This window comes from Haloterrigena turkmenica DSM 5511, from assembly GCF_000025325.1.
Lineage (GTDB): Archaea > Halobacteriota > Halobacteria > Halobacteriales > Natrialbaceae > Haloterrigena > Haloterrigena turkmenica.
This window is the reverse complement of the sequence record NC_013743.1, coordinates 915,612-934,312: the sequence shown is the minus strand read 5'-3', so window position 1 is coordinate 934,312 and position 18,701 is coordinate 915,612. Positions and strand designations below refer to the sequence as shown.

The window sequence follows — 18,701 nt, the reverse complement described above, 5'->3', positions numbered from 1 at the left end:
GCGGAGCGCTCAACCGTTCTGTCGGGTTCTCTCCCTGCCGGTGGTCGCCGTCGGAAACGATCGTGAACCGTTCTGTCCGTTCAGAACGACTGTCACCCTTTTAGCAACCCGCATTCGACGGGCAGCGTATGACGACCGAGCGAGCGAACGACGATCGAGACGACGAGACCTTCGACCCCGATATCGACCGCCGGACGTTCATCGCCGCCGGCGGGACCGTCGGCGCGACGATGCTGGCCGGCTGTGCCGGCGATACGACGTCCGACGACTCGAGCGACGCGCCGGACGAGGAGGAAACCGACGGATCGACGACCGCCGACGGGGCGAACTTCCGGCTACTCGTCAGCGACAGACCCGCCGACATCGGCGACTTCGATCGACTCGACGTTTCCTTCGACAGCGCCCGCATCTTCGACGGCGGGGGCGAGGACGCGAACGACGGCGAGGATACCGAGTCCGAGACCGATGGCGAAGACGCCGAAGCCGACGGCGAGGAAACGGCCAACGACGGGGCCGAGGAGGGATCGTCCGACGACGGTGACGACGATGCATCGACGGCCGACGGATCCGACGATGAATCGGATGCAAACGACGGCGGATCGGACGCAAACGGTGATGAATCCGACGCGAGCGACGATTCTGACTCGAGCGAGACCGACGTCGAGCGACGCCGCGGATTCTACTGGCTCGACCTCGAGGGCGCGACGGTCGACCTGACGCAGGTCGTCGGCGACAAAGCGATCTCGGTCTTCGAGGGCGGCCTCTCGGCGGGGAGCTACGAGAAGATCGAACTCCACGTCGCGGACGTCGAGGGCGTCGTCGACGGCGAGACGGTGCCCGTGAAGGTACCCAGCGAGAAACTCCAGATCGTCCACTCCTTCGAGGTTCGCGAGGACGAGCCCCTCGAGTTCGTGTTCGACATCAACGTAGTCAAGAAAGGAAACGGCGGCTACAACCTGAAACCCGTTATCTCGGAAAGCGGCGTCGCGGGCGAAGACATCGACGTCGAAGAAGTCGACGACGAATCCGACGATAGCGACGAGGACGCCGACGGCCGTGGCGACGCCGAGGAGAAGGACGGCGATACCGGTGGCTCCGACGGGAACGAGACGAACGACGGCGATGCAGACGACGGCACCGAGAGCGAGGCGAACCCGTAGTTCCGACGGCGCAACTGAACCGCGGCAGCGACGGAGTCGGGTCGCCGTTCACTGCGTTCGCTGCGAGACGTCGCGTCACTGGCGGCGTCGCTCAGACGGTACGGACGGTAGCCGAGTGCCGACGCTGCTATCGAAGCTCCCGAACGAGTTCGTTGATCGAGGCCGAGTTGGCCGCGTGGTCCTCGAGTCGCCAGCGGTCCCACACCACGTCACAGACCACGTGGACGTAGAGGACGACGCCGGTCACGATCGCGAGCGAGCGACTCGCGAGCGCCAGCAGCGGGACGACGGTGCCGATGATGAGGAGGTGGCTCAACAGCCGCGAGAGGACGCCGACGTCGCCGTGCTCGAAGATCTGACCCTGGTCGGCGACGGCCGCGATCGGATTCGTGAGACAGAACCTGACGGCGTCCCAGCTCCCGGTCTTGATCCGCGCGATGAGCAAGTGATCGACGTCGATGAGCACGCCGGCGGCGGTGCCGTAGGCGACGACCGCGATAGTGGGGAGTTCGACACCCAGCACGCTGATCGGCGACAGTACGGCGGCGAGAACGCCGGCGACGACGAGCGAGATGGCGGCGTGGTGTTTCGAGTAGATCGGCGGTCACCTGGACGTCGAAACCACGGCGAGGCACAAAACCGTCCCGCTGTCTCTCGATTCGTCGGCCGATTCCGATCGATCGCGACACCCCCGCGGGGCGCGGTTCGATCGAGCCGGCGCCGCGACCTCAACCGGCAAAGCCCGAGAGCGACCACTCCCCGCCGTCGCCGTCTTCCTCAGCGATACTCGGGGCGCTAACGAGCACGAACGCGCTCTCCGCATCCCCGTTGCGGATCTGGCGGGTCGACGACGGGGGGATCCACAGCGCGTCGCCGGTCTCCATCGCGACCGGCTCGTCGTCGATAATGACTGTCGCTTCCCCCTCGATCAGCACGTAGACCTCCTCGTGACCGTTCTCAGTGTGATCGTGCGGCTTGCTGTTCCAGCCGGGATCGCAGCGGGCGACCGTCACCCCCACCTGCTCGGTCTCTAGCGGATCCGACAGGAAGTGCATCGCGCTCGAAACCTGCTCGACATCCTCGTAGTTCACCTTCCGGTAGGTCATATCCGTGTGTTCGACTGGCGTGCAGTAAAACTAGTCGTTCGGCCGGAACAGAGGTGTCAGTTGCCCTGTGCGAACGGATCGAAATCGTCGACGGGAATTACCGAGTAGTCGACCGTCAGCGCGTCCTTGGTCGCGCGGATCTTTCCGACGAACGTCGAGATATCCTCGAGTTGGCCCTCGAGGACGAACAGTTCCATACAGTAGTGGTCGCCGACGTGGCTGTGGAAGTTCGAGGCGACGAGGTCCTCGTGTTCGTGGCGCAGATGCATCATCTGTTCCTCGACGCTGGTCGTTTCGTAGTCGAAGAGGACGGTGACGATCCCCATCAGATCGCGCTCCTCGAGACGGGTGTCCTCGAACTCGCCGAGCAGGTTCCGCGAGGCCTCGCGGACGACCTCGCTCCGGCCGGTGTAACCGTGTTCGTCCGCGAACTGATCGAGTCGCTCGAGGAGTTCGTCCGGCATCGAGACGCTAACGACTGCCATATAATAATTCGGTCAGTGTGTTCTATTAAGAGTTATCATAAATGCCCGTTTTGAAGGGAATCAAATAGCAACGCCGTCGGTCCGGCGGCGCGAGCGGGGTCGAACCGACGGCGGCGACGGGTTCCGCGGCACCCACCCTTTTCCGGCTCCGCAGGGAGCGTCGACTATGTACCTCGCCAACCGGAGTTGGCCGGAACTCGGCGACTACGTCGCGGACGAGTCGCTCGCGGTCGTCCCGCTGGGCTCGACCGAGCAGCACGGCCCGCACCTCCCCGAAGGAACCGATCACATGATCGCGGAGGCGCTGGCCCGCGAAGCGACCGATCGAACCGGCTACCTCTGTACGCCGCCGATCCCGATCGGCGTCAGCTCCCACCACCGGCAGTTCCCCGGGACGATGTGGGTCGAGGCGCCCGTTTTCCGGGACTACGTCGAGAGCCTCTCGCGAAACCTCACCTACCACGGCATCGATCGCATCGTCTACGTCAACGCCCACGGCGGCAACGTAGCTCATCTCCGGGAGGTCGGCCGGCGGCTCCACGACGACGGCACCGCCTACGCCATCGAGTGGATGTGGGACGAGTCCATCCCCGAACTGATCGAGGAGGTCTTCGAGACCCCCGGCCCCCACGGCGGCCCCAAGGAGACGGCGATGATCATGCATATCGCGAACGAACTCGTCCACGCGGACCGCCTCGAGGAGGCCCGCGACGGCGGCGCGGTCTTCGACTACGACGCCGAACGGGTTCACGGCGCGACCACGTTCTACGACTGCATCGAGAACAGCCCCAACGGCATCTTCGGCGACCAGACCGACGCGACCCCCGAGATCGGCGAAGAACTGTTCGAGGCCGCGACGGACCAACTGGTGGCGTTGCTCGAGTGGCTCGACGACCGACCGTTCGAGGAGCTCATGCCGGAACCCCACCTCGAGCCGCGGTCGGAACACCGCGGCTAGCGCGGTGTGAACGCCACGGAGACGGTTTCAGCCGGAATCGGCGCCGATTCCACGCCCGCGCTCGGCCGTCACGGCCGAGGCGGATCGCTGTCGTTGCTAATCCATTATTACGTCCGGTGGGTACGCCGGACGTCGAAACGTCCGCCGGCCGAGCAATCGCGGCCGGCTGATCTGAACTGGCCGACGAATTGCGACGCATCGCGGTTCGAACCGACCTCGAGTTCCGTCTCGGCGCCCGGCCACTCCCGGGAACAGTCATGCGTGAAACTCGGTAGTTACCGTTCGGGATTCGGCTCCGAATTCGACGGTCCCGTCGCGTAATCTGTCGGCGGGTCGGCGACGGGAACGCCAAACCCACATTATCGCACGACGGCGGGACGACTACTGCGTCGTTGCCGGTGGTGTCCGCGTCGTCGCGGCTCGAAACCACTATCGACCCGCCACCGTCCGTTCGACGCGCAATTCGGGATAACAGACACTTCGATCGATGTTCAATCGCCGAGTCGAAAGGGTTGGTTTCATTACAGTTCGATAGGGACACAATTACGAAACGCCGTGGGGACCACGCTCCAGTGTATGGTTCAACCGCAACTCGCCCAGCAAGGACCGGTTCCCGACTGGTTACAGGACCCGATCGCGGAACTCGTCACGTTCCTCCCGCGGCTGGTCGGCGCGCTGGTAATCCTCTTCATCGGGTGGATTATCGGCCGCGTCGCCGCGCGAGCCGTCCGAAGTCTCGCCGACGGAATCGAACTCGACAGGATGGTCCTCGAGACGCCGCTGGGACGCATCCTCGGCGGAACAGAGCGGGCCGTCTCCAGCGCGTTCGGATCGCTCGCGAAGTGGTTCGTCTACTCGCTGGCCATCCTCGCGGCCGCCAACGCCCTCGCGATCCAGTTGCTGTCGGAGTGGATCTCGACGGCCGTCTCGTACCTGCCGGCCTTTATCGCCGGACTGCTCGTCATCGTCATCGGCTTCGTCGTCGCCGACTTCGTCGGTGACATCATCGAGCGGACGCGAGCGGCGGCCGAGACGGTCTACGGGAACTGGTTCGCCAACGGCGCCCGCATGTTCCTCTACTTCACCGCCATCGTCATCGGCCTCGACACGATGGGGATCGACGTCAGCATCCTCTACGTCTTCGCGCGAGCGCTCGCGTGGGGCCTCGCCGCGGCGGTCGCCATCGGCGCCGGCGTCGCCTTCGGCTGGGGCGGCAAGGACTACGTCGCCGAGAACATCGGCAACTGGATGGGCCGCACCGCCAGCGTCACGCCCGACGAAGAAGCGTCGGGCGGCGGCCGCTCGACCGGAAGCGACCGGTCTGCCAGCGGCCGGTCCCGCCGCTCCGACCGGGACACCGGCTCCGAACCTGGCCCGACCGACGACGACTGATCGTCGCGCGACGATCACCGTCCGCCGCGCCGACCGCCGTCACTCGACGACCGACTCGACCCGCGGCTCGTCGGCCGTTCGATCGCGAGGAAACAGCGGCTTGACCGGGACGACGACGTAGGACTTGACGACGCCGTCGTCGGACGGCCGCCACTTCTCGACTCGCGCGAGCGAGCGCGTCTCGTAACAGTCCTCGAGGGACTCGAGGGCGGCCTCGAACGCGTCGGCGTCGAACCGGTCGGCCGAGACGGGGTCGGAAACGACCGCGAGCCGTCGCACTCGCGCGTACACGTCGAGGCGGCCTTCGAAGACGTGTTCCAGGCGTTCGATACAGTCGTGGACCTCCCCGAACGACGGGTCGTCGTCGCTCGTCGGGAGGGACACGTACGCCTGATACTCGTCCGGCCGTTCCCGTACGTGTCGTTTCCAGAGTCGTTTTACGAACTGCACGAATCGCCCTCCGGGGTCGATCGAATTGTGGACCGCATTCGTTCTTACCTTCGTCTCGTCGACACCGGTAATACGTTCTTTGTTGTCGACCGCGACCGTGCCGTGGTCACGTCCCCCGTCGTCGAGCGAGCCGAGTTCGAGAACGTTTTGTACAACGGCTCGCTACCGATTTGCAGCCATGAACCGCCCGTTCACGTCACCCCTCCGCCCGGTACTCGTCGGCTCCGTCGCGCTCGTGGCCGTCGGCGTCGCGAGTAATACCGGGTTGGACTCGCCGCACCGGTTGCTCCCCTCCCTGCTTCTGATGACGCTCGGCGTCGCCGGCGTCGCGAACTTCGTCCGCGACTACGGCGTCGATCGACTCCGACTGGCGGCGAAGCGCTGGTGGGTCGTCGCGTTCGTCGCGTTTCTGCCCTACGCGCTGGTCGCGGCCCCCGCGAGCGATTCGGCGGCGGCCGTCAGCGACGCGCTCGCCGTCCCGCCGGTCCCGCTCGTCCTCGAGTCGATCTCGGGCGCGGTCGTCTGCTGTGCGGTAGCCGTGACGGTGCTGTACGGCTTCGCCAGCTACGGCGTCCATCCCGGAGGACCGTCGCCCGAGGAACGCGTTCTCGCGGACGGCGGAGACGAGTAACGCGGTCGACTCGGCCGACGGACGCCCGACCGTCTCCGGCGACGTCATCGCCCGTCACGACCGGGTCGGCGTCGGTCGCGGCGGAGCGTGTCGCGCTCGATGGACGGGAGCCGTGTCTCCGACTCGCACGTCTCTACGGCTGACGCTGAACTTATGCTGTCGGGAGCGCTGGTAAGAGCAATGAGCGAACGATCGGAGTCGGCGAACGCGACGGACTGGGCGGTCGGCGACGACCGCACGGCCCGCCAGTGTACGCGAGCGCTCGTCGACGTAGTCGACGACGGGGTCTTCCGGCTGGACGCCGACGATCGGTTCGTCGCGGTCGACGAGACGTTGCTGTCGACGGCGGGCTGCGACCGCGAGGCGCTGCTCGGCGAACACGTCTCGACGCTGCTGTCGACGGACGAGGCGGCGCAACTCGACGCCGCGAGGCAGACTCACTCCGAGGCCGAAGGGAAGGACCGCGCCGACCTCGAGCGGCGAGACGATGCCGACGCGCGTCGGGGTCCGGAATCCGTCACGACCCTCGAGTGCGCGCTTCGGACCGCCGACGGGACGGCAGTACCCTACCGGCTTCGACTCGCGCCGGTTCGGGTCGACGGCGAGTTCCGCGGTTCGATCGGCGTCGTCCGCGAGCGTTCCGAGTCTGACACCAGCAGCGGAGGAGCCGGATCCGACGCCGACCGCGAGAGAGTCGACTCCGAGCCCGACCGCGAGACCGCTCGACCGACGGAAACGCCGACCGAAGCGGCCGCAACGGTTTTCGAGGATGCCGCGGTCGGCGTCTTCGTGTTCGACGAGGCCACCGAGGTCGCGTGGCTCAACGCGGCGGCAGAGCGATACTTCGGCATCGACCGCGAGACCGTGCTCGGTCGGAACAGAGAGAGCGTCATCGACGAGACGCTCGGGGATCGCGTCGCCGACCCGGCGGCGTTTCGCGACGCCGTCACCGCGACCGACGACGGGGCGGCCGCCGAACGCTCCGAGTGTCACGTGACCGCCGCCGGGGATCGCGCGGAACGCTGGCTCGAGTTCCGGGGCCGGCCGATCGAGTCCGGGCCCTACGCCGGCGGGCGGATCGAACTCTACTACGACGTCACCGACCAGCACCGCCGAGCCTACCAGTTACGCCGGCTGAACGAGGCCGTCCGCGAGTGGCTGGCGAGCGACAGTCGCGAGGCGGTCGCCGAGCGCGCCACCGAACAGCTCGTCGACATCCTCGGCCTCGAGATCAACGGCGTCTTCCTCCACGACCCGGACGCGCGGGAACTCCGACCGGTCGCCTGGTCGGAGCCGGCCGCGGCGGCGATCGGCGAGATTCCGACGTTCGCGGAGGGCGAGGGGATCGCTTGGCGGGTCTTCGACAGCGGACGGGCGGAGATCGACGACGACGTCACCGCTGATCCGGACGTCTACAACCCGGAGACGCCCATCCGGAGCGAGATCTGTCTCCCGATCGGCGACCACGGCGTCGTCATCATCGGCTCCGAGCGGCGCGACGCCTTCGACGACGCCGACCTCTCGCTGGCGAAGGTCGTCGCCTCGAGCCTCGAGGCGATCTTCGATCGTCTTCGCCACGAGCGCTCCCTCGAGCGCGAACGCGCCCAGACAGAACAGCTCTTCCAGACGGCACCGGTCGCCATCTCGGTCCGGAACGCCGACGGCGAACTCGTGCGGGCGAACCAGCGCGCGCGGGAGACCCTCGGCGCGGCCGACGGCAGTCCGATCGACGCGGCGACGATCGGCGGTCGGGACGTCCGCGACGTCGACGAGACCGTCGCTTCCGACGAGTCGCCGGCGGCGCGGGTGCGGGCGACCGGCGAGCCGATGTTCAACCAGGAGATCGTCCTCGAGGGACCGGACGGGGAACGGCGATGGTTCTCGCTGAACGCCGCGCCCGTCTTCGACGCCGACGGGGCGCTCGAGCGAGTCGTCTCGGTCGGAGAGGAGATCACTGAACTGAAAGTCCAGAAGCAGCGCCTCCAGCGGCGCAAGAGCGAGCTCGAGACCGAACTGAGCGAGATCCTCGGTCGCGTCTCGGACGGCTTCTACGCGCTCGACGACGAGTTCCGGTTCACCCACGTCAACGAGACGGCCGAGGAACTGCTGGGCCGCTCTCGCGCGGAACTGCTCGGGACCGTGCTGTGGGACGTCTTCCCCGAGGCGGTCGGTTCGGACCTCGAAGACCGGTATCGCGAAGCCCTCGAGACGCAGCAGTCGCTCTCGTTCGAACGCCGCTCCAGGCCCCTCGGCATCTGGGCGCAGGTGCAGGTCTACCCCTCCGAGACGGGGCTATCGATCTACTTCCGCGATATCAGCGAGCGCAAGGCCCGCGAGCGCGAGCTGACGACCTACGAGACGATCGTCGAGACCGTCGAGGACGGCATCTACGTCTTAGACGAGGACGAGCGGTTCACGACCGTCAACGAGACCTACGCCGAACTGACCGGCTACGACCGCGAGGAGCTGCTCGGGGCCCACGCCTCGACCGTCGTCACCGAATCGGCCATGGACCGAGCGCAGACGGTCGCGACCGACGACCGCGAGATTCCGACGATCGAGACCGAACTCGAGACGAAATCCGGCTCGCGCGTTCCGGTCGAAGCGTCGGTGGCGACGCTCGCGGCGACCGACGGTCGCGAACGGGTCGGCGTCGTCCGCGACATCACCGACCGGAGGGAGCGCCAGCGCAAACTCGAGGCCAGCGAGCAGCGCTACCGCACCCTCGCGGAGAACTTCCCGAACGGGATCGTCGCGCTGTACGACGACGAGTTGCGGTACACGGCCGCCGGGGGGCAACTCGTCGATCAGCTCGGGATCGACCAGGAGAACGCGATCGGACAGCGGATCCACGACCGCTACCCCGACGACATCCTCGCGGAGATCGAACCCCACTTCCGGGCCGCCCTCGCGGGCGAGGAACGGTCCTTCGAGGTGAGCTACTACGGTCGGCGACTGTCGGCACACACCCTGCCCGTCCGGACGGCCGGCGACGTTCGGGCAGGGATGCTCGTCGTCCAGGACGTCACCGAGCGCGCGGAGTACCAGCGCAAACTCGAGGAGTCCAACGAGCGACTGGAGCAGTTCGCCTACGCCGCGAGCCACGATCTGCAGGAACCCCTGCGGATGGTGACGAGCTACCTGCAGTTGATCGAGAACCGGTACGCCGACGAGCTCGACGCGGACGGGCGAGAGTTCATCGACTTCGCGGTCGACGGCGCCGAGCGCATGCGCGAGATGATCGAGGGCCTGCTCGCGTACTCCCGGGTCGAGACGCGGGGCGACCCGTTCGAACCGGTCGATCTCGAGGAGACCCTCGAAGCGGTCCGGCGGGACCTCGAACTGCAGATCGAGGAGTCCGACGCCGAGATCACCGCCGACTCGCTGCCCCGCGTCCGCGGCGATCCGAGCCAGTTGCGACAGGTCTTCCAGAACCTGCTGTCGAACGCGATCGAGTACAGCGGGCCGGAGCCGCCGCGAATCCACCTCGAGGCCGAACGCAAGGGAGACCGATGGCGGGTGTCGGTCACGGACGAGGGGATCGGGATCGATCCCGAAGACGCGGACCGCGTCTTCGAGATCTTCCAGCGCCTGCACGGTCGCGAGGAGCACGACGGGACCGGCATCGGGCTGGCGCTCTGTCAACGGATCGTCGAGCGCCACGGCGGCGAGATCCGCGTCGAGTCCGAACCCGGCGAGGGCTCGACGTTCTCGGTGACGCTGCCGGCCGCTGACGACTGAACCGTCGCGCGAGTCGCGGTCGACGAACCGAGCCAACAGCTATATATCCGACCGCCTATTCATCCCGGCAAAGCGGTGCACGACGTGATTCCGACTTCAATCCGTTCGGATCGGCTGTTGCTGGCCGTATCGTTCGCCTGCTTTGCCATCGCTGGCATCGCAACCGGTAGCGTCGAGGCGCTCATGCCGACGATCGGGGCGACGGCGGTCGCCATCACAGGCGTCTACTGTGTCGCCCGGTACGCAACTCGCGTCTCCCGACGGACGCTCGCCGATCTCGCGCTCGCCCTCTGGCTCGGCTTCCTCGCGATCGCCGCGCTCCACGGCGTCGGCCTCGAGACCGTCGGCGCGACCGTGCCTGGAAACGGGGCGACGATCGCCCACTCGCTGACCGCGGTCACGTGGGCGACGCTGCTGACCGCCGTCGCCGCGACGACGTTCCTCGGCTTCCGCGAGTACGGCGCCACCACCAGCGCCGATTCGCCCGAGGAACAGGTCCTCGAGGGCGACTCCGACTACTCGACGCAGTAACGGTTCCCGGTCGTTTTTCACCGTCTTCGTTCGGTTTGCGTACTCGAGACTCGAGTAGAACGTACCGCTGCCTGATCAGAACCCGCCGCTTCTTCGATCTATTCGGGTATGCTTCCTGCCGTGGCGAGTATCTGTCCCCTCGACGGTGTATGAAGCACGCTGCTATCGCGGCAAGGGGGATTTCCACACCCTCCCCAACCGATTCGGTCAGTCACTTCGTCTGCTCACGGGCGCTTCGCGCCCGTTCGCATGGTCCGCGGGAACGAAGGTCCCGCGCTATTCCTTCACTCATCCCTCGCACGATATCGGGCCGCGATTCACTGACCGTTCACCGCGGCCCGGCGTGCGCCACCGCACGCCGGTTTGACGGTTAGAGTGGGACAGCGGCCGCCAGCGCCGGCCGACTTTGGGGATCGATCTCGAGCGGCGAAACCGACCTCCGCGTTCCTCGAGTCGCCGTCACTCGAGCCGATAACTGACCGCGATCCCCTCGCCCAGCGGCAGGGCGATGGTTTCGAAGTCGGGGTCGTCGGTCACGCGCTCGAGGTAGTCGGCGATCCCCCGCGTGTGTTCGTCGACGTCGTCGGGGGCCTCGCCCTCGACGAGCGCGAGCAGGTGTTCGAAGTCCATCGGGCCCGCAGTGATCGCGTTGTCCCCGACGACGACGCCGCCGGGCGACACCTTCTCGCGGACGGCCTCGAACGCGTCGCGGTAGCGGTGTTTCTGGCAGTCTATCAGGACCATGTCGAACGGGCCGTCGTAGTCGTCGATCGTCTCGAGCGCGTCTCCCAGTTCGTACCGCGCGAGGTCGTCGTAGCCGCCCTCGCGCATGTACTCGCGGGCCAGCTCGAGTTCGTCCGCGTCGACCTCGGTGAGGACGATCTCGCCGTCGTTGGAGAGCGCTTCGGCCATCCAGTAGGCCGAGTAGCCGTAACCGGAGCCGAACTCGAAGATCCGCTCGGCGTCGGTCAGCCGGGCGAGCAGGCGGAGGGTGGCGCCGACGTCGGGCCCGACAGTGGGGAACCCCTCGCGCCGGGCGTAGTCGTCCATCTCGCGCAGCGTTTCGTCCGGTTCCGGCCCGACCGCACGAACGAAGCGATCGATGTCGTCCGAAAGCACGTCGACCATGGTTTCCCTTCGTCGGCCCGGGTATCAAAGCCGTCGTCTCGAGTGCGCGCCTCGGGCGGCCGATATCCGGAGGAGTTCGAATTCAGCGAGCTTTTCACGCAACGTCGCCGACTCTCAGTGAGAACTGTGAGCGTTATCACCACCGCACTCGCGGGCGTGGTCTTCGGGTTCGCGCTCGCCGCGCCACCGGGCCCAATGAACGCGATTATCGCCGAAGAGAGCGTCATCCGCGGCTGGGTCGCCGGCTTCCGAGCCGGGCTGGGCGCGATGAGCGCGGACGCGCTGTTCTTCGTCCTGACGCTAGCCGGCGCCGTCGCGGTGATCGACCGCTATCCGGCCGCCCGACCCGCGCTCTACCTCGCCGGCGGACTGCTGATGCTGTACTTCGCCGTCGGTGCGATCGCGGAGGCCAGAAACACCGCCTCCTTCACCGACGCCGGCGAGAGTGACGAGGCGTCGGGCTTTCGCAAGACGTTCGTGCTCTCGCTGACCAACCCCTACCAGATCGGCTTCTGGCTCACCGTCGGCGTCGGCCTGCTCCGGCCCGGAACGCTCGACGTCCTCTCGCACGTCCCCGCCGCCGGGTCGACCCTCGAGGGGGCGCTGGTCGTTGAAACCGGCTCTCCCGTGCTGTTGACTGGCTTCTTCGCGGGGATCGGGCTCTGGATCGTCGTCTATCCGGTGACGCTGGACGCGGTCGGCCGCCGCGTCGACGCCTTCGCGCCCGTCGTCGCGGCGTTGAGCGCCGTCGTCCTCGTCGGGTTCGGACTGGTCTTCCTGGCGATCGGGACGCTTCGAGTCGTCTGAGAATTCAGCACCGAATCATCTCGAACGGGCTGTCGCTGGCCCGTTGGTCACCGCGTTGCCCGTCGTCGCTCTCGTTCGCGGCACTGTCTCCGCTCTCGTTTTCGGCGCCGCCGTCGCTCCCGGCGGCCTCGTCGGCTCCGAGTCCGCTCGAGGCCATCTCGAGCATCGGCAACTGGAAGTCGAACCCGCTGATCAGTTCGATCGACTCCCCGGGACTCGAGAGGAGATTGAGGAAGCCGTCGCCGACGAACTGGATCCCGGCGACGACCTCGACGATCGAGGTCCCCCCGGTCGAGCCGATCAGTTCGGCGCCGATCGCCCAGCCGGAACCGGTAAGCGGCCCGGCGTGGAGGCGGACCCAGATGTTCGTTCCGTCCGCGGAACCGGTGACAAACTCGGTGCCTCCGGCGTCGAAACAGGCCGTCGCCTGCTGTCCGTCGGCGTCGACCTTCGGTTGACTCGCGGCGGGCGATCCGTCGGCGACGGCCGCCGACTGCTGTGCGGCCCCGGCGACCGGCCCGACTATCAGTATAGCTAGGCAGAAACACACGACGAGGCCGGTTCGGCGAACGCGTTCCATTACCACCGATTCGAGACTACATTGCCATGAACGCAACGGCCGACTCGACCCGGTCTGATTGAACTCTGAAACGTTCCGTTCGTCCGTCGGAACTCGCCGGACGAGCCATCGACCGCCGAAGCGTTTCAGTTGCCGGACGAATCCGATAGCGTCGCTCTCGAGCGGACGGTCCTCGCAAAGCGATCAACGACTCTCGTCAGGTATCGGCGGGCTGGCCGCTCGAGGTGACGTCGAGTTCGTTGTAACGGCCGATTCAGCGGCTGGTCGCTCGAGAAGGGCATTCCTCGGCCGGTCGAACGGGATGTGACCGATGCGCTACTCGCCCATCGCGGCGATTTCGTCCTCGAGCCACTCCCGGAACCACTTCACGCGCTTCAGTCGGCGGTGGGCGATTCCCTCGGCGGTGTCGCTCTGGACGCGGGAGGCGGCGTCGTAGCCGCGCTCCAAGACGCGGTCAACCATCTCGTCGCAGTCCATGTGGGTGCGCGCCTCGTAGCCCATCCGCAACAGCATCAGGGCGGTGCCGTTGGCGCCGACCTTGTCGAGGAGGTCGGCCTCGATGAGACACTGGGCCTCGAGCGTGAGATCGGTCAGATCGCCCTGGTAGGAGTGGTGTTCGATGGCCCGACAGACCTGTTCGATGAACGACTCGGGATAGTCCGCGCGGGACTCGAGGTACTCCCGGGCGACGCGCGCGCCGGCCTCGGCGTGGAGCTCCTGATCGGTCTCTAGTTTTGCGACGTCGTGAAAGAGCGCGGCGACGCGGGTGACGTCGACGTCGGCGCCTTCCTCGTGTGCAATCTCGGTGGCGAGTTCGACCACGTTGAGGATGTGGTTGTGTCGGTACTCCGCGGAGTGCCAGGGATACCAGCGCATCCGGCCGCCCTCCTCTTCCTTCTCCACGCTGGCCGCGAGATACTCGAAGACGAACCCTTTCATCTCCTCGAACTCGGCGTCGGACACCCTGGTCTCTTTTATTTCGACGCCCACGAGAGATCCCTCCGCAGTAAACGAACGATAGTCATTACCGGAATGTTAGGTCGTTTCGCTCTTTAGCCTTTGGTTCAGTTGCGCAGTGCATTTTTTTGATACGTTCGTCGGCCGGTATCCCCGGCGCCCGCCTGCGACTCGAGAGGGACACAACCGGTGTTGGCCGCAAATAGCATGAATATCCGTTAGAATCAAAGCGACGGCCGGGGAAAGGGTGGGTATGAGTAGCGAACAGGAGCAGGAGTCGATCCGATGTCTCGTCGCCAAAGTCGGTCTCGACGGCCACGATCGGGGGGCCCACGTCATCGCGCGGGCGTTCCGTGACGCCGGCTTCGAGGTCATCTACTCCGGCCTGCACAAGGCGCCCGAAGAGATCGTCCAGGCGGCCGTTCAGGAGGACGTCGACGTGCTGGGGATCTCCATCCTCTCGGGAGCCCACGACACGCTCATTCCGAAGATCATGGACGGACTCGAGGAGTACGGCGCCAAGGAGGACACGCTCGTCCTGGCCGGCGGAGTCATCCCCGAAGAGGACCGCGAGGAACTGATGGCGGAGGGCGTCTCGGCCGTCTTCGGTCCCGGCACGTCGATCGAGGAGACCATCGAGTTCGTCCGCGAGAACGCTCCCCAGCGATGAGCGCCGACGAGGAGTTGCTCGAGGACCTGCTCGCGGGGAAACACCGCGCGCTGGCTCGAGTCATCTCGAAGATCGAGAACCGATCGCCGGGCTACCGCGACCTCGTCTCCGAACTGTACGCGCACACCGGCGACGCCGACGTGATCGGCATCACGGGCAGCCCCGGCGCGGGGAAGTCAACGCTGGTCGACAAACTCGCGGAGACCTACCGCGACCGCGGCGAGACGGTCGGCGTCATCGCGATCGACCCCTCCTCGCCGTTTACCGGCGGCGCGGTGCTGGGCGACCGCATCCGGATGGCCTCGACGGTCGGTGACATGGACGTCTTCGTGCGCTCGATGAGCGCCCGCGGGACCCTCGGTGGGCTGTCGACCGCCACCGCGGACGCCGTCAAGGCGATGGACGCCTTCGGAAAGGACAAGATCATCATCGAGACCGTCGGCGCCGGCCAGAACGAGATCGACATCGTCCGGACCGCCGACACCGTCGCCGTCCTCGTCCCGCCGGGGTCGGGCGACGAGATCCAGACGCTGAAAGCCGGCATCCTCGAGATCGCAGACGTCTTCGTAGTCAACAAGGCCGACCGCGACGGCGCCGACCGGACCGTCCAGGAACTGCGCGATATGATCCAGCTCGACGAGGGTGGTGGCATGGGCGGCGGTGGCGGCCACCACAGCCAGGAGGTCATCGACGCCCACGACGACTGGGATCCCGAGGACGACGTCGACGACGCCGACGCCGAGCGGTGGACCACCCCCATCGTCGAGACCGTCGCCACGCGCGGCGAGGGGGTCGACGACCTCCTCGAGGCGTTCGCCGACCACCGGCAGTACCTCGTCGACTCCGGCGAGCACGCCGAACAGGTCCGCGGCCGCTACGCCGAGGAGATCCGCACGCTGCTGCGCGAGGACGTCAACGCCGTGCTCGAGGACCGGCTCGCGGCCGCCGGCGGCGTCGACGACCTCGCCGAAGCGGTCCGGCAGGGCGAGACTGATCCCTACTCCATCGCCGACGACGTGCTGGCCCCCATCGAGACCTGTCTCGAGGACCTCGAGATCGATGACGGGTGACCGAATCGACGCGGTATCGGCGGCGATTCCGGTGTCGGCGACTGCGTTCCAACCGCAAATCTAAGACGCTCGCGGTCGTACCGATCGGTGATGAAAGCCCGAACAGTCCTCGGCGCAGCGGTCGGCACCGTCGGCGCAGCTGTCCTCGGCAATCGCCTCCTCACGAAGCGAGCGGGCGACCTCGAGAATCCCCTCGTCGGGATCGAGCGGACGTATCGCTGGCGCGGCATCGAGACGCGCTACACCGTCGCCGGCGATCCGAACGATCCCGATCTGCTCCTCTGTCACGGGATCTACGCGGGCGCGAGCAGCCACGAGTTCCGGTCGATCGTCGAGCGGTTGGCCGAGAAGTACCACGTGATCGCCGTCGATCTCCCCGGGTTCGGCCGATCCGAGCGACCGCCGCTGGTCTACTCGTCGACGCTCTACGCCGAGTTCCTCCGCGATTTCGCCGCGGACGTGGCCGACGAACCGATCGTCGTCACCTCCTCGCTGACCGGCTCCTTCGCCGTCGAGGCCGCCGCGGAGACCGAGGCCTCCGATCGGGATAACTTCGAACAGCTCGTGTTGATCTGTCCGACCGACGAGACCACCGACGAACGGCCGTGGGTTCGGACCCTCGTCCGAGCGCCCGTCGTCGGGACGACGCTCTACAACCTGCTGGCGAGCAAACCCTCGATTCGCTACTTCTACGACCGCGACGGCTACTACGATTCCGACCGGATCGACGACGAGGCGGTCGACTACGCCTGGCGGAGCGCCCACCAGCCCGGCGCCCGCTACGCGACCGCCTCCTTCAGTAGCGGCACCCTCGACCCCGACTTCGACCTGCAGACCGAACTGGCCGGCCTCGAGACCCCGACCACGCTCGTCTGGGGTCGCGACGCCGACCTCGTGCCGCTGCGCGAGGGGCGGGACCTCGCCGAGGCCGCCGACACCGACCTCGTCGTCATCGACTACGCGACGCAACTGCCCCACGCCGAGCACCCCGACAAGTTCGTCGAGTACCTGACCGCGGAGCTGCCATACGTCGACGTCGATATCGGGGAGTAACGGCAGTTATGGCGGAATTCTGTCGACTTTCGCGACAGGTACCCGCCTATCGCGCCGTCGTTCAGTGCGTGCGACTCACCGATCGAGTCGCGAGCTGAGCCATAAAGCATATTCCATCGAAGTGTGACTCGCCGAGTAGGACGGTGGACAGCGGGTAGGGGTACTCGCGGTTTCTGTCCACCGATTTATCTCGCGTCGGCGGGGGAGACTCCGTCCGCAAAACTCAATGTGATCGTGTATCAAACAGTGCCGAAAACAGCGATTCGAGCCGCTATACTGGGCTGAACCCGAGCACGCGCTCGCCTGTCGTCTCCGACACCGTGACCTCGAGTTCGACCTCGAGTCCGGTCTCGACGTCCGCGGGGCCGATGCCGACGACCTGTCCCGTGATGCGCACGGGACCGAAGTTCGCGATGGCCGTCGCGTAGGGGGCGTCCTCCTCGAACGCCGGCGTCGGGACGTGCGTGACGGTGAACGTCTGGATTTCGCCGCTCTCGGGTAACTCGAGCTCTTCGAGTTCGGTCGCACCGCAGTCGGGACAGACCCGACGGGGCGGCAGGGAGCCGTGGTCGTTCGGGCACGCGAGGTAGTACGCTCGGTCCTCCTCGGCGGCGTCGAGCCACTCGTCGAAGCCGGCGTCTCGGGTTTCGGAGTCAGTCTCGCTCATCACTCGCTCACCTCCAGCACGTGGACAGTTGCACTCGCGACGGTGCCACCCGCGTTGTGGGCGACGCCGGTCGTCGCGTCCTCGACGAACTCGCTGTTGGGGTGGTTCCCGGAGAGCAGTTTGGTCACCTCGGCGATCTGGGAGGCGCCGGTCGCGCCGACCGGGTGGCCCTTGGCCTTCAGGCCGCCCGAGAGGTTGATCGGCGTCTCGCCGTCGGCGGTCGTCCGGCCGTCGCGGGCCGCCGAGATGCCCTCGCCGATCGGAAACAGATCGAGCGACTCGATCGCGAGCACTTCGGCGATCGTGAAGCAGTCGTGGACCTCCGCGAAGTCGACGTCCGCGGACTCGACGCCGGCGTCGGCGTACGCCTCTTCGCCCGCCTCGCGGGCCGCGGGCGAGCGCGCGAGGTACTCGCGGTCGTGGAGGGCCATCCGGTCGCCGCCCTGTCCGGTGCCGCTGATCGAGACCGGTGCCTCGAGGCCGTGTTCTTCGGCGTACTCCTCGCTCGTGAGGACCACGGCGGCCGCGCCGTCGGAGATCGGACAGGAGTCGTACAGTCCCAGCGGGCTGGAGACCTGCGGAGCCTCGAGGACGTCGCTAACCTCGATCGCGCTCTGGTACTGGGCCTTCTCGTTGTTCAGTGCGTTCTCGTGGTTCTTGACGGCGATGTGGGCCAGATCCTCGTGTTCGCCGCCGTACTCGTCGAAGTAGGCCTGGGCCATTAACGCGTAGGCGCCGGGGAAGGTCATCCCCGCGCGGACCTCCCAGAGGTCGTCGGCGGCGATCGCGAGCGCCTCGGTCGCGCCCGCGGTGCCGAGGTTGGTCATCCGCTCGGCGCCGCCGACGAGGATCACGTCGTCCTCGCCGTTGCGGAGCCGCATGACGGCGTCCCGGACGGCCGTGCCGCTCGAGGCGCAGGCGGACTCGTAGCGGGTCGCCGGCGCCCTCACGCCCGCGGCCTCGGCCATGAGGGGCCCGTGGTGACCCTGATGTTCGGATAGCTCGCCCATGAAGTTGCCGTAGAGGAGGGCGTCCACGTCGTCTCGAGGGACACCGCTGTCCTCGAACGCCGCGATACTCGCTTCCCCGAAGAGGTCCCGGCTGGTCCGCTCGGGCGCGTTTCCGAACGGAGTCAGGCCGACACCTGCGACACGTACGTCACTCATATACACACGTTTAGTGGACCACCGCGTTAATACTCCGCGGTTAATATGGAAACCCGCTACGACCGTCACGTGATTCACACGCGTGGCCCGCGAGCGACCCGCGAATCGATTTCGCGGACCGAGCTCGTCGCGGGCTCGCCATCCGCGGG

Annotated in this window: 19 protein-coding genes; 10 read left to right on the top strand and 9 right to left on the bottom strand. The window is 66.9% G+C overall.

All coding sequences use genetic code 11. The features are described 5' to 3' along the window. Positions 1–128 precede the first annotated feature (128 nt). The gene (locus HTUR_RS04530; RefSeq protein WP_012942122.1) at positions 129–1,160 is read left to right on the top strand and encodes a DUF4382 domain-containing protein; all 1,032 of its coding nucleotides are present in this window, start codon (positions 129–131) and stop codon (positions 1,158–1,160) included. Between the two features lie 127 nt (positions 1,161–1,287). Here HTUR_RS04530 and HTUR_RS04525 read toward each other — a convergent pair whose 3' ends face one another. The 3 genes from HTUR_RS04525 to nikR form a co-directional block, all read right to left on the bottom strand. Then, a complete protein-coding gene (locus HTUR_RS04525) occupies positions 1,288–1,683 on the bottom strand; it encodes a hypothetical protein (RefSeq protein WP_012942121.1) in 396 nt (131 codons plus the stop codon). Between the two features lie 205 nt (positions 1,684–1,888). Continuing rightward, a complete protein-coding gene (locus HTUR_RS04520; RefSeq protein WP_012942120.1) occupies positions 1,889–2,266 on the bottom strand; it encodes a cupin domain-containing protein in 378 nt (125 codons plus the stop codon). 56 nt (positions 2,267–2,322) lie between these two features. Beyond that, on the bottom strand, positions 2,323–2,751 hold the full coding sequence (gene nikR, locus HTUR_RS04515) for a nickel-responsive transcriptional regulator NikR (protein WP_012942119.1): 429 nt from the start codon (positions 2,749–2,751) through the stop codon (positions 2,323–2,325). A 166-nt stretch (positions 2,752–2,917) separates the two neighbouring features. Between nikR and HTUR_RS04510 the strand changes: the two genes are divergently transcribed. Both HTUR_RS04510 and HTUR_RS04505 read left to right on the top strand, forming a co-directional pair. Then, positions 2,918–3,709 (top strand): creatininase family protein, encoded by a 792-nt coding sequence (locus HTUR_RS04510; RefSeq protein WP_012942118.1) that lies wholly within the window; start codon positions 2,918–2,920, stop codon positions 3,707–3,709. 576 nt (positions 3,710–4,285) lie between these two features. Beyond that, positions 4,286–5,101: a mechanosensitive ion channel family protein gene (locus HTUR_RS04505; protein WP_012942117.1), complete on the top strand. Its 816-nt coding sequence runs from the start codon at positions 4,286–4,288 to the stop codon at positions 5,099–5,101. Between the two features lie 39 nt (positions 5,102–5,140). On the opposite strand, the gene HTUR_RS04500 is transcribed toward HTUR_RS04505, so the two are convergent. Beyond that, positions 5,141–5,551 carry a hypothetical protein gene (locus HTUR_RS04500; RefSeq protein ID WP_012942116.1) on the bottom strand — a complete coding sequence of 137 codons (411 nt, stop codon included), beginning with the start codon at positions 5,549–5,551 and terminating at the stop codon, positions 5,141–5,143. Positions 5,552–5,729: 178 nt separating this feature from the next. Between HTUR_RS04500 and HTUR_RS04495 the strand changes: the two genes are divergently transcribed. From HTUR_RS04495 to HTUR_RS04485, 3 genes are all read left to right on the top strand, one after another. Next, positions 5,730–6,182, top strand: coding sequence for a hypothetical protein (locus tag HTUR_RS04495; RefSeq protein ID WP_012942115.1), 453 nt, complete (start codon positions 5,730–5,732; stop codon positions 6,180–6,182). 180 nt (positions 6,183–6,362) lie between these two features. Further along, positions 6,363–9,923: a PAS domain S-box protein gene (locus HTUR_RS04490; protein WP_049941606.1), complete on the top strand. Its 3,561-nt coding sequence runs from the start codon at positions 6,363–6,365 to the stop codon at positions 9,921–9,923. Positions 9,924–9,998: 75 nt separating this feature from the next. Further along, positions 9,999–10,454: a hypothetical protein gene (locus HTUR_RS04485; protein WP_012942113.1), complete on the top strand. Its 456-nt coding sequence runs from the start codon at positions 9,999–10,001 to the stop codon at positions 10,452–10,454. Between the two features lie 459 nt (positions 10,455–10,913). On the opposite strand, the gene HTUR_RS04480 is transcribed toward HTUR_RS04485, so the two are convergent. After that, positions 10,914–11,582: an O-methyltransferase gene (locus tag HTUR_RS04480; protein ID WP_012942112.1), complete on the bottom strand. Its 669-nt coding sequence runs from the start codon at positions 11,580–11,582 to the stop codon at positions 10,914–10,916. 126 nt (positions 11,583–11,708) lie between these two features. Between HTUR_RS04480 and HTUR_RS04475 the strand changes: the two genes are divergently transcribed. Beyond that, the gene (locus HTUR_RS04475) at positions 11,709–12,389 is read left to right on the top strand and encodes a LysE family translocator (RefSeq protein ID WP_012942111.1); all 681 of its coding nucleotides are present in this window, start codon (positions 11,709–11,711) and stop codon (positions 12,387–12,389) included. Positions 12,390–12,393: 4 nt separating this feature from the next. Here the strand turns inward: HTUR_RS04475 and HTUR_RS04470 are convergent, their stop codons facing one another. Then, positions 12,394–12,969, bottom strand: coding sequence for a DUF7332 family protein (locus HTUR_RS04470; protein WP_012942110.1), 576 nt, complete (start codon positions 12,967–12,969; stop codon positions 12,394–12,396). A 315-nt stretch (positions 12,970–13,284) separates the two neighbouring features. Beyond that, positions 13,285–13,959, bottom strand: coding sequence for an HD domain-containing protein (locus HTUR_RS04465; RefSeq protein ID WP_012942109.1), 675 nt, complete (start codon positions 13,957–13,959; stop codon positions 13,285–13,287). Between the two features lie 220 nt (positions 13,960–14,179). Between HTUR_RS04465 and HTUR_RS04460 the strand changes: the two genes are divergently transcribed. The 3 genes from HTUR_RS04460 (at position 14,180) to HTUR_RS04450 (ending at position 16,719) form a co-directional block, all read left to right on the top strand. After that, the gene (locus HTUR_RS04460; RefSeq protein ID WP_012942108.1) at positions 14,180–14,596 is read left to right on the top strand and encodes a cobalamin B12-binding domain-containing protein; all 417 of its coding nucleotides are present in this window, start codon (positions 14,180–14,182) and stop codon (positions 14,594–14,596) included. Next, entirely contained in the window at positions 14,593–15,666 is a 1,074-nt protein-coding gene (gene meaB / locus HTUR_RS04455) for a methylmalonyl Co-A mutase-associated GTPase MeaB (RefSeq protein WP_012942107.1), read from the top strand. The genes HTUR_RS04460 and meaB overlap by 4 nt, the downstream gene beginning before the upstream one ends. 90 nt (positions 15,667–15,756) lie before the next feature. Then, positions 15,757–16,719 (top strand): alpha/beta fold hydrolase, encoded by a 963-nt coding sequence (locus HTUR_RS04450; protein ID WP_012942106.1) that lies wholly within the window; start codon positions 15,757–15,759, stop codon positions 16,717–16,719. Between the two features lie 271 nt (positions 16,720–16,990). On the opposite strand, the gene HTUR_RS04445 is transcribed toward HTUR_RS04450, so the two are convergent. Both HTUR_RS04445 and HTUR_RS04440 read right to left on the bottom strand, forming a co-directional pair. Then, on the bottom strand, positions 16,991–17,386 hold the full coding sequence (locus tag HTUR_RS04445) for a Zn-ribbon domain-containing OB-fold protein (RefSeq protein ID WP_012942105.1): 396 nt from the start codon (positions 17,384–17,386) through the stop codon (positions 16,991–16,993). Then, a complete protein-coding gene (locus HTUR_RS04440; RefSeq protein ID WP_012942104.1) occupies positions 17,386–18,552 on the bottom strand; it encodes a thiolase domain-containing protein in 1,167 nt (388 codons plus the stop codon). Before HTUR_RS04440 ends, HTUR_RS04445 begins: the two co-directional genes overlap by 1 nt. Positions 18,553–18,701 lie beyond the last annotated feature (149 nt).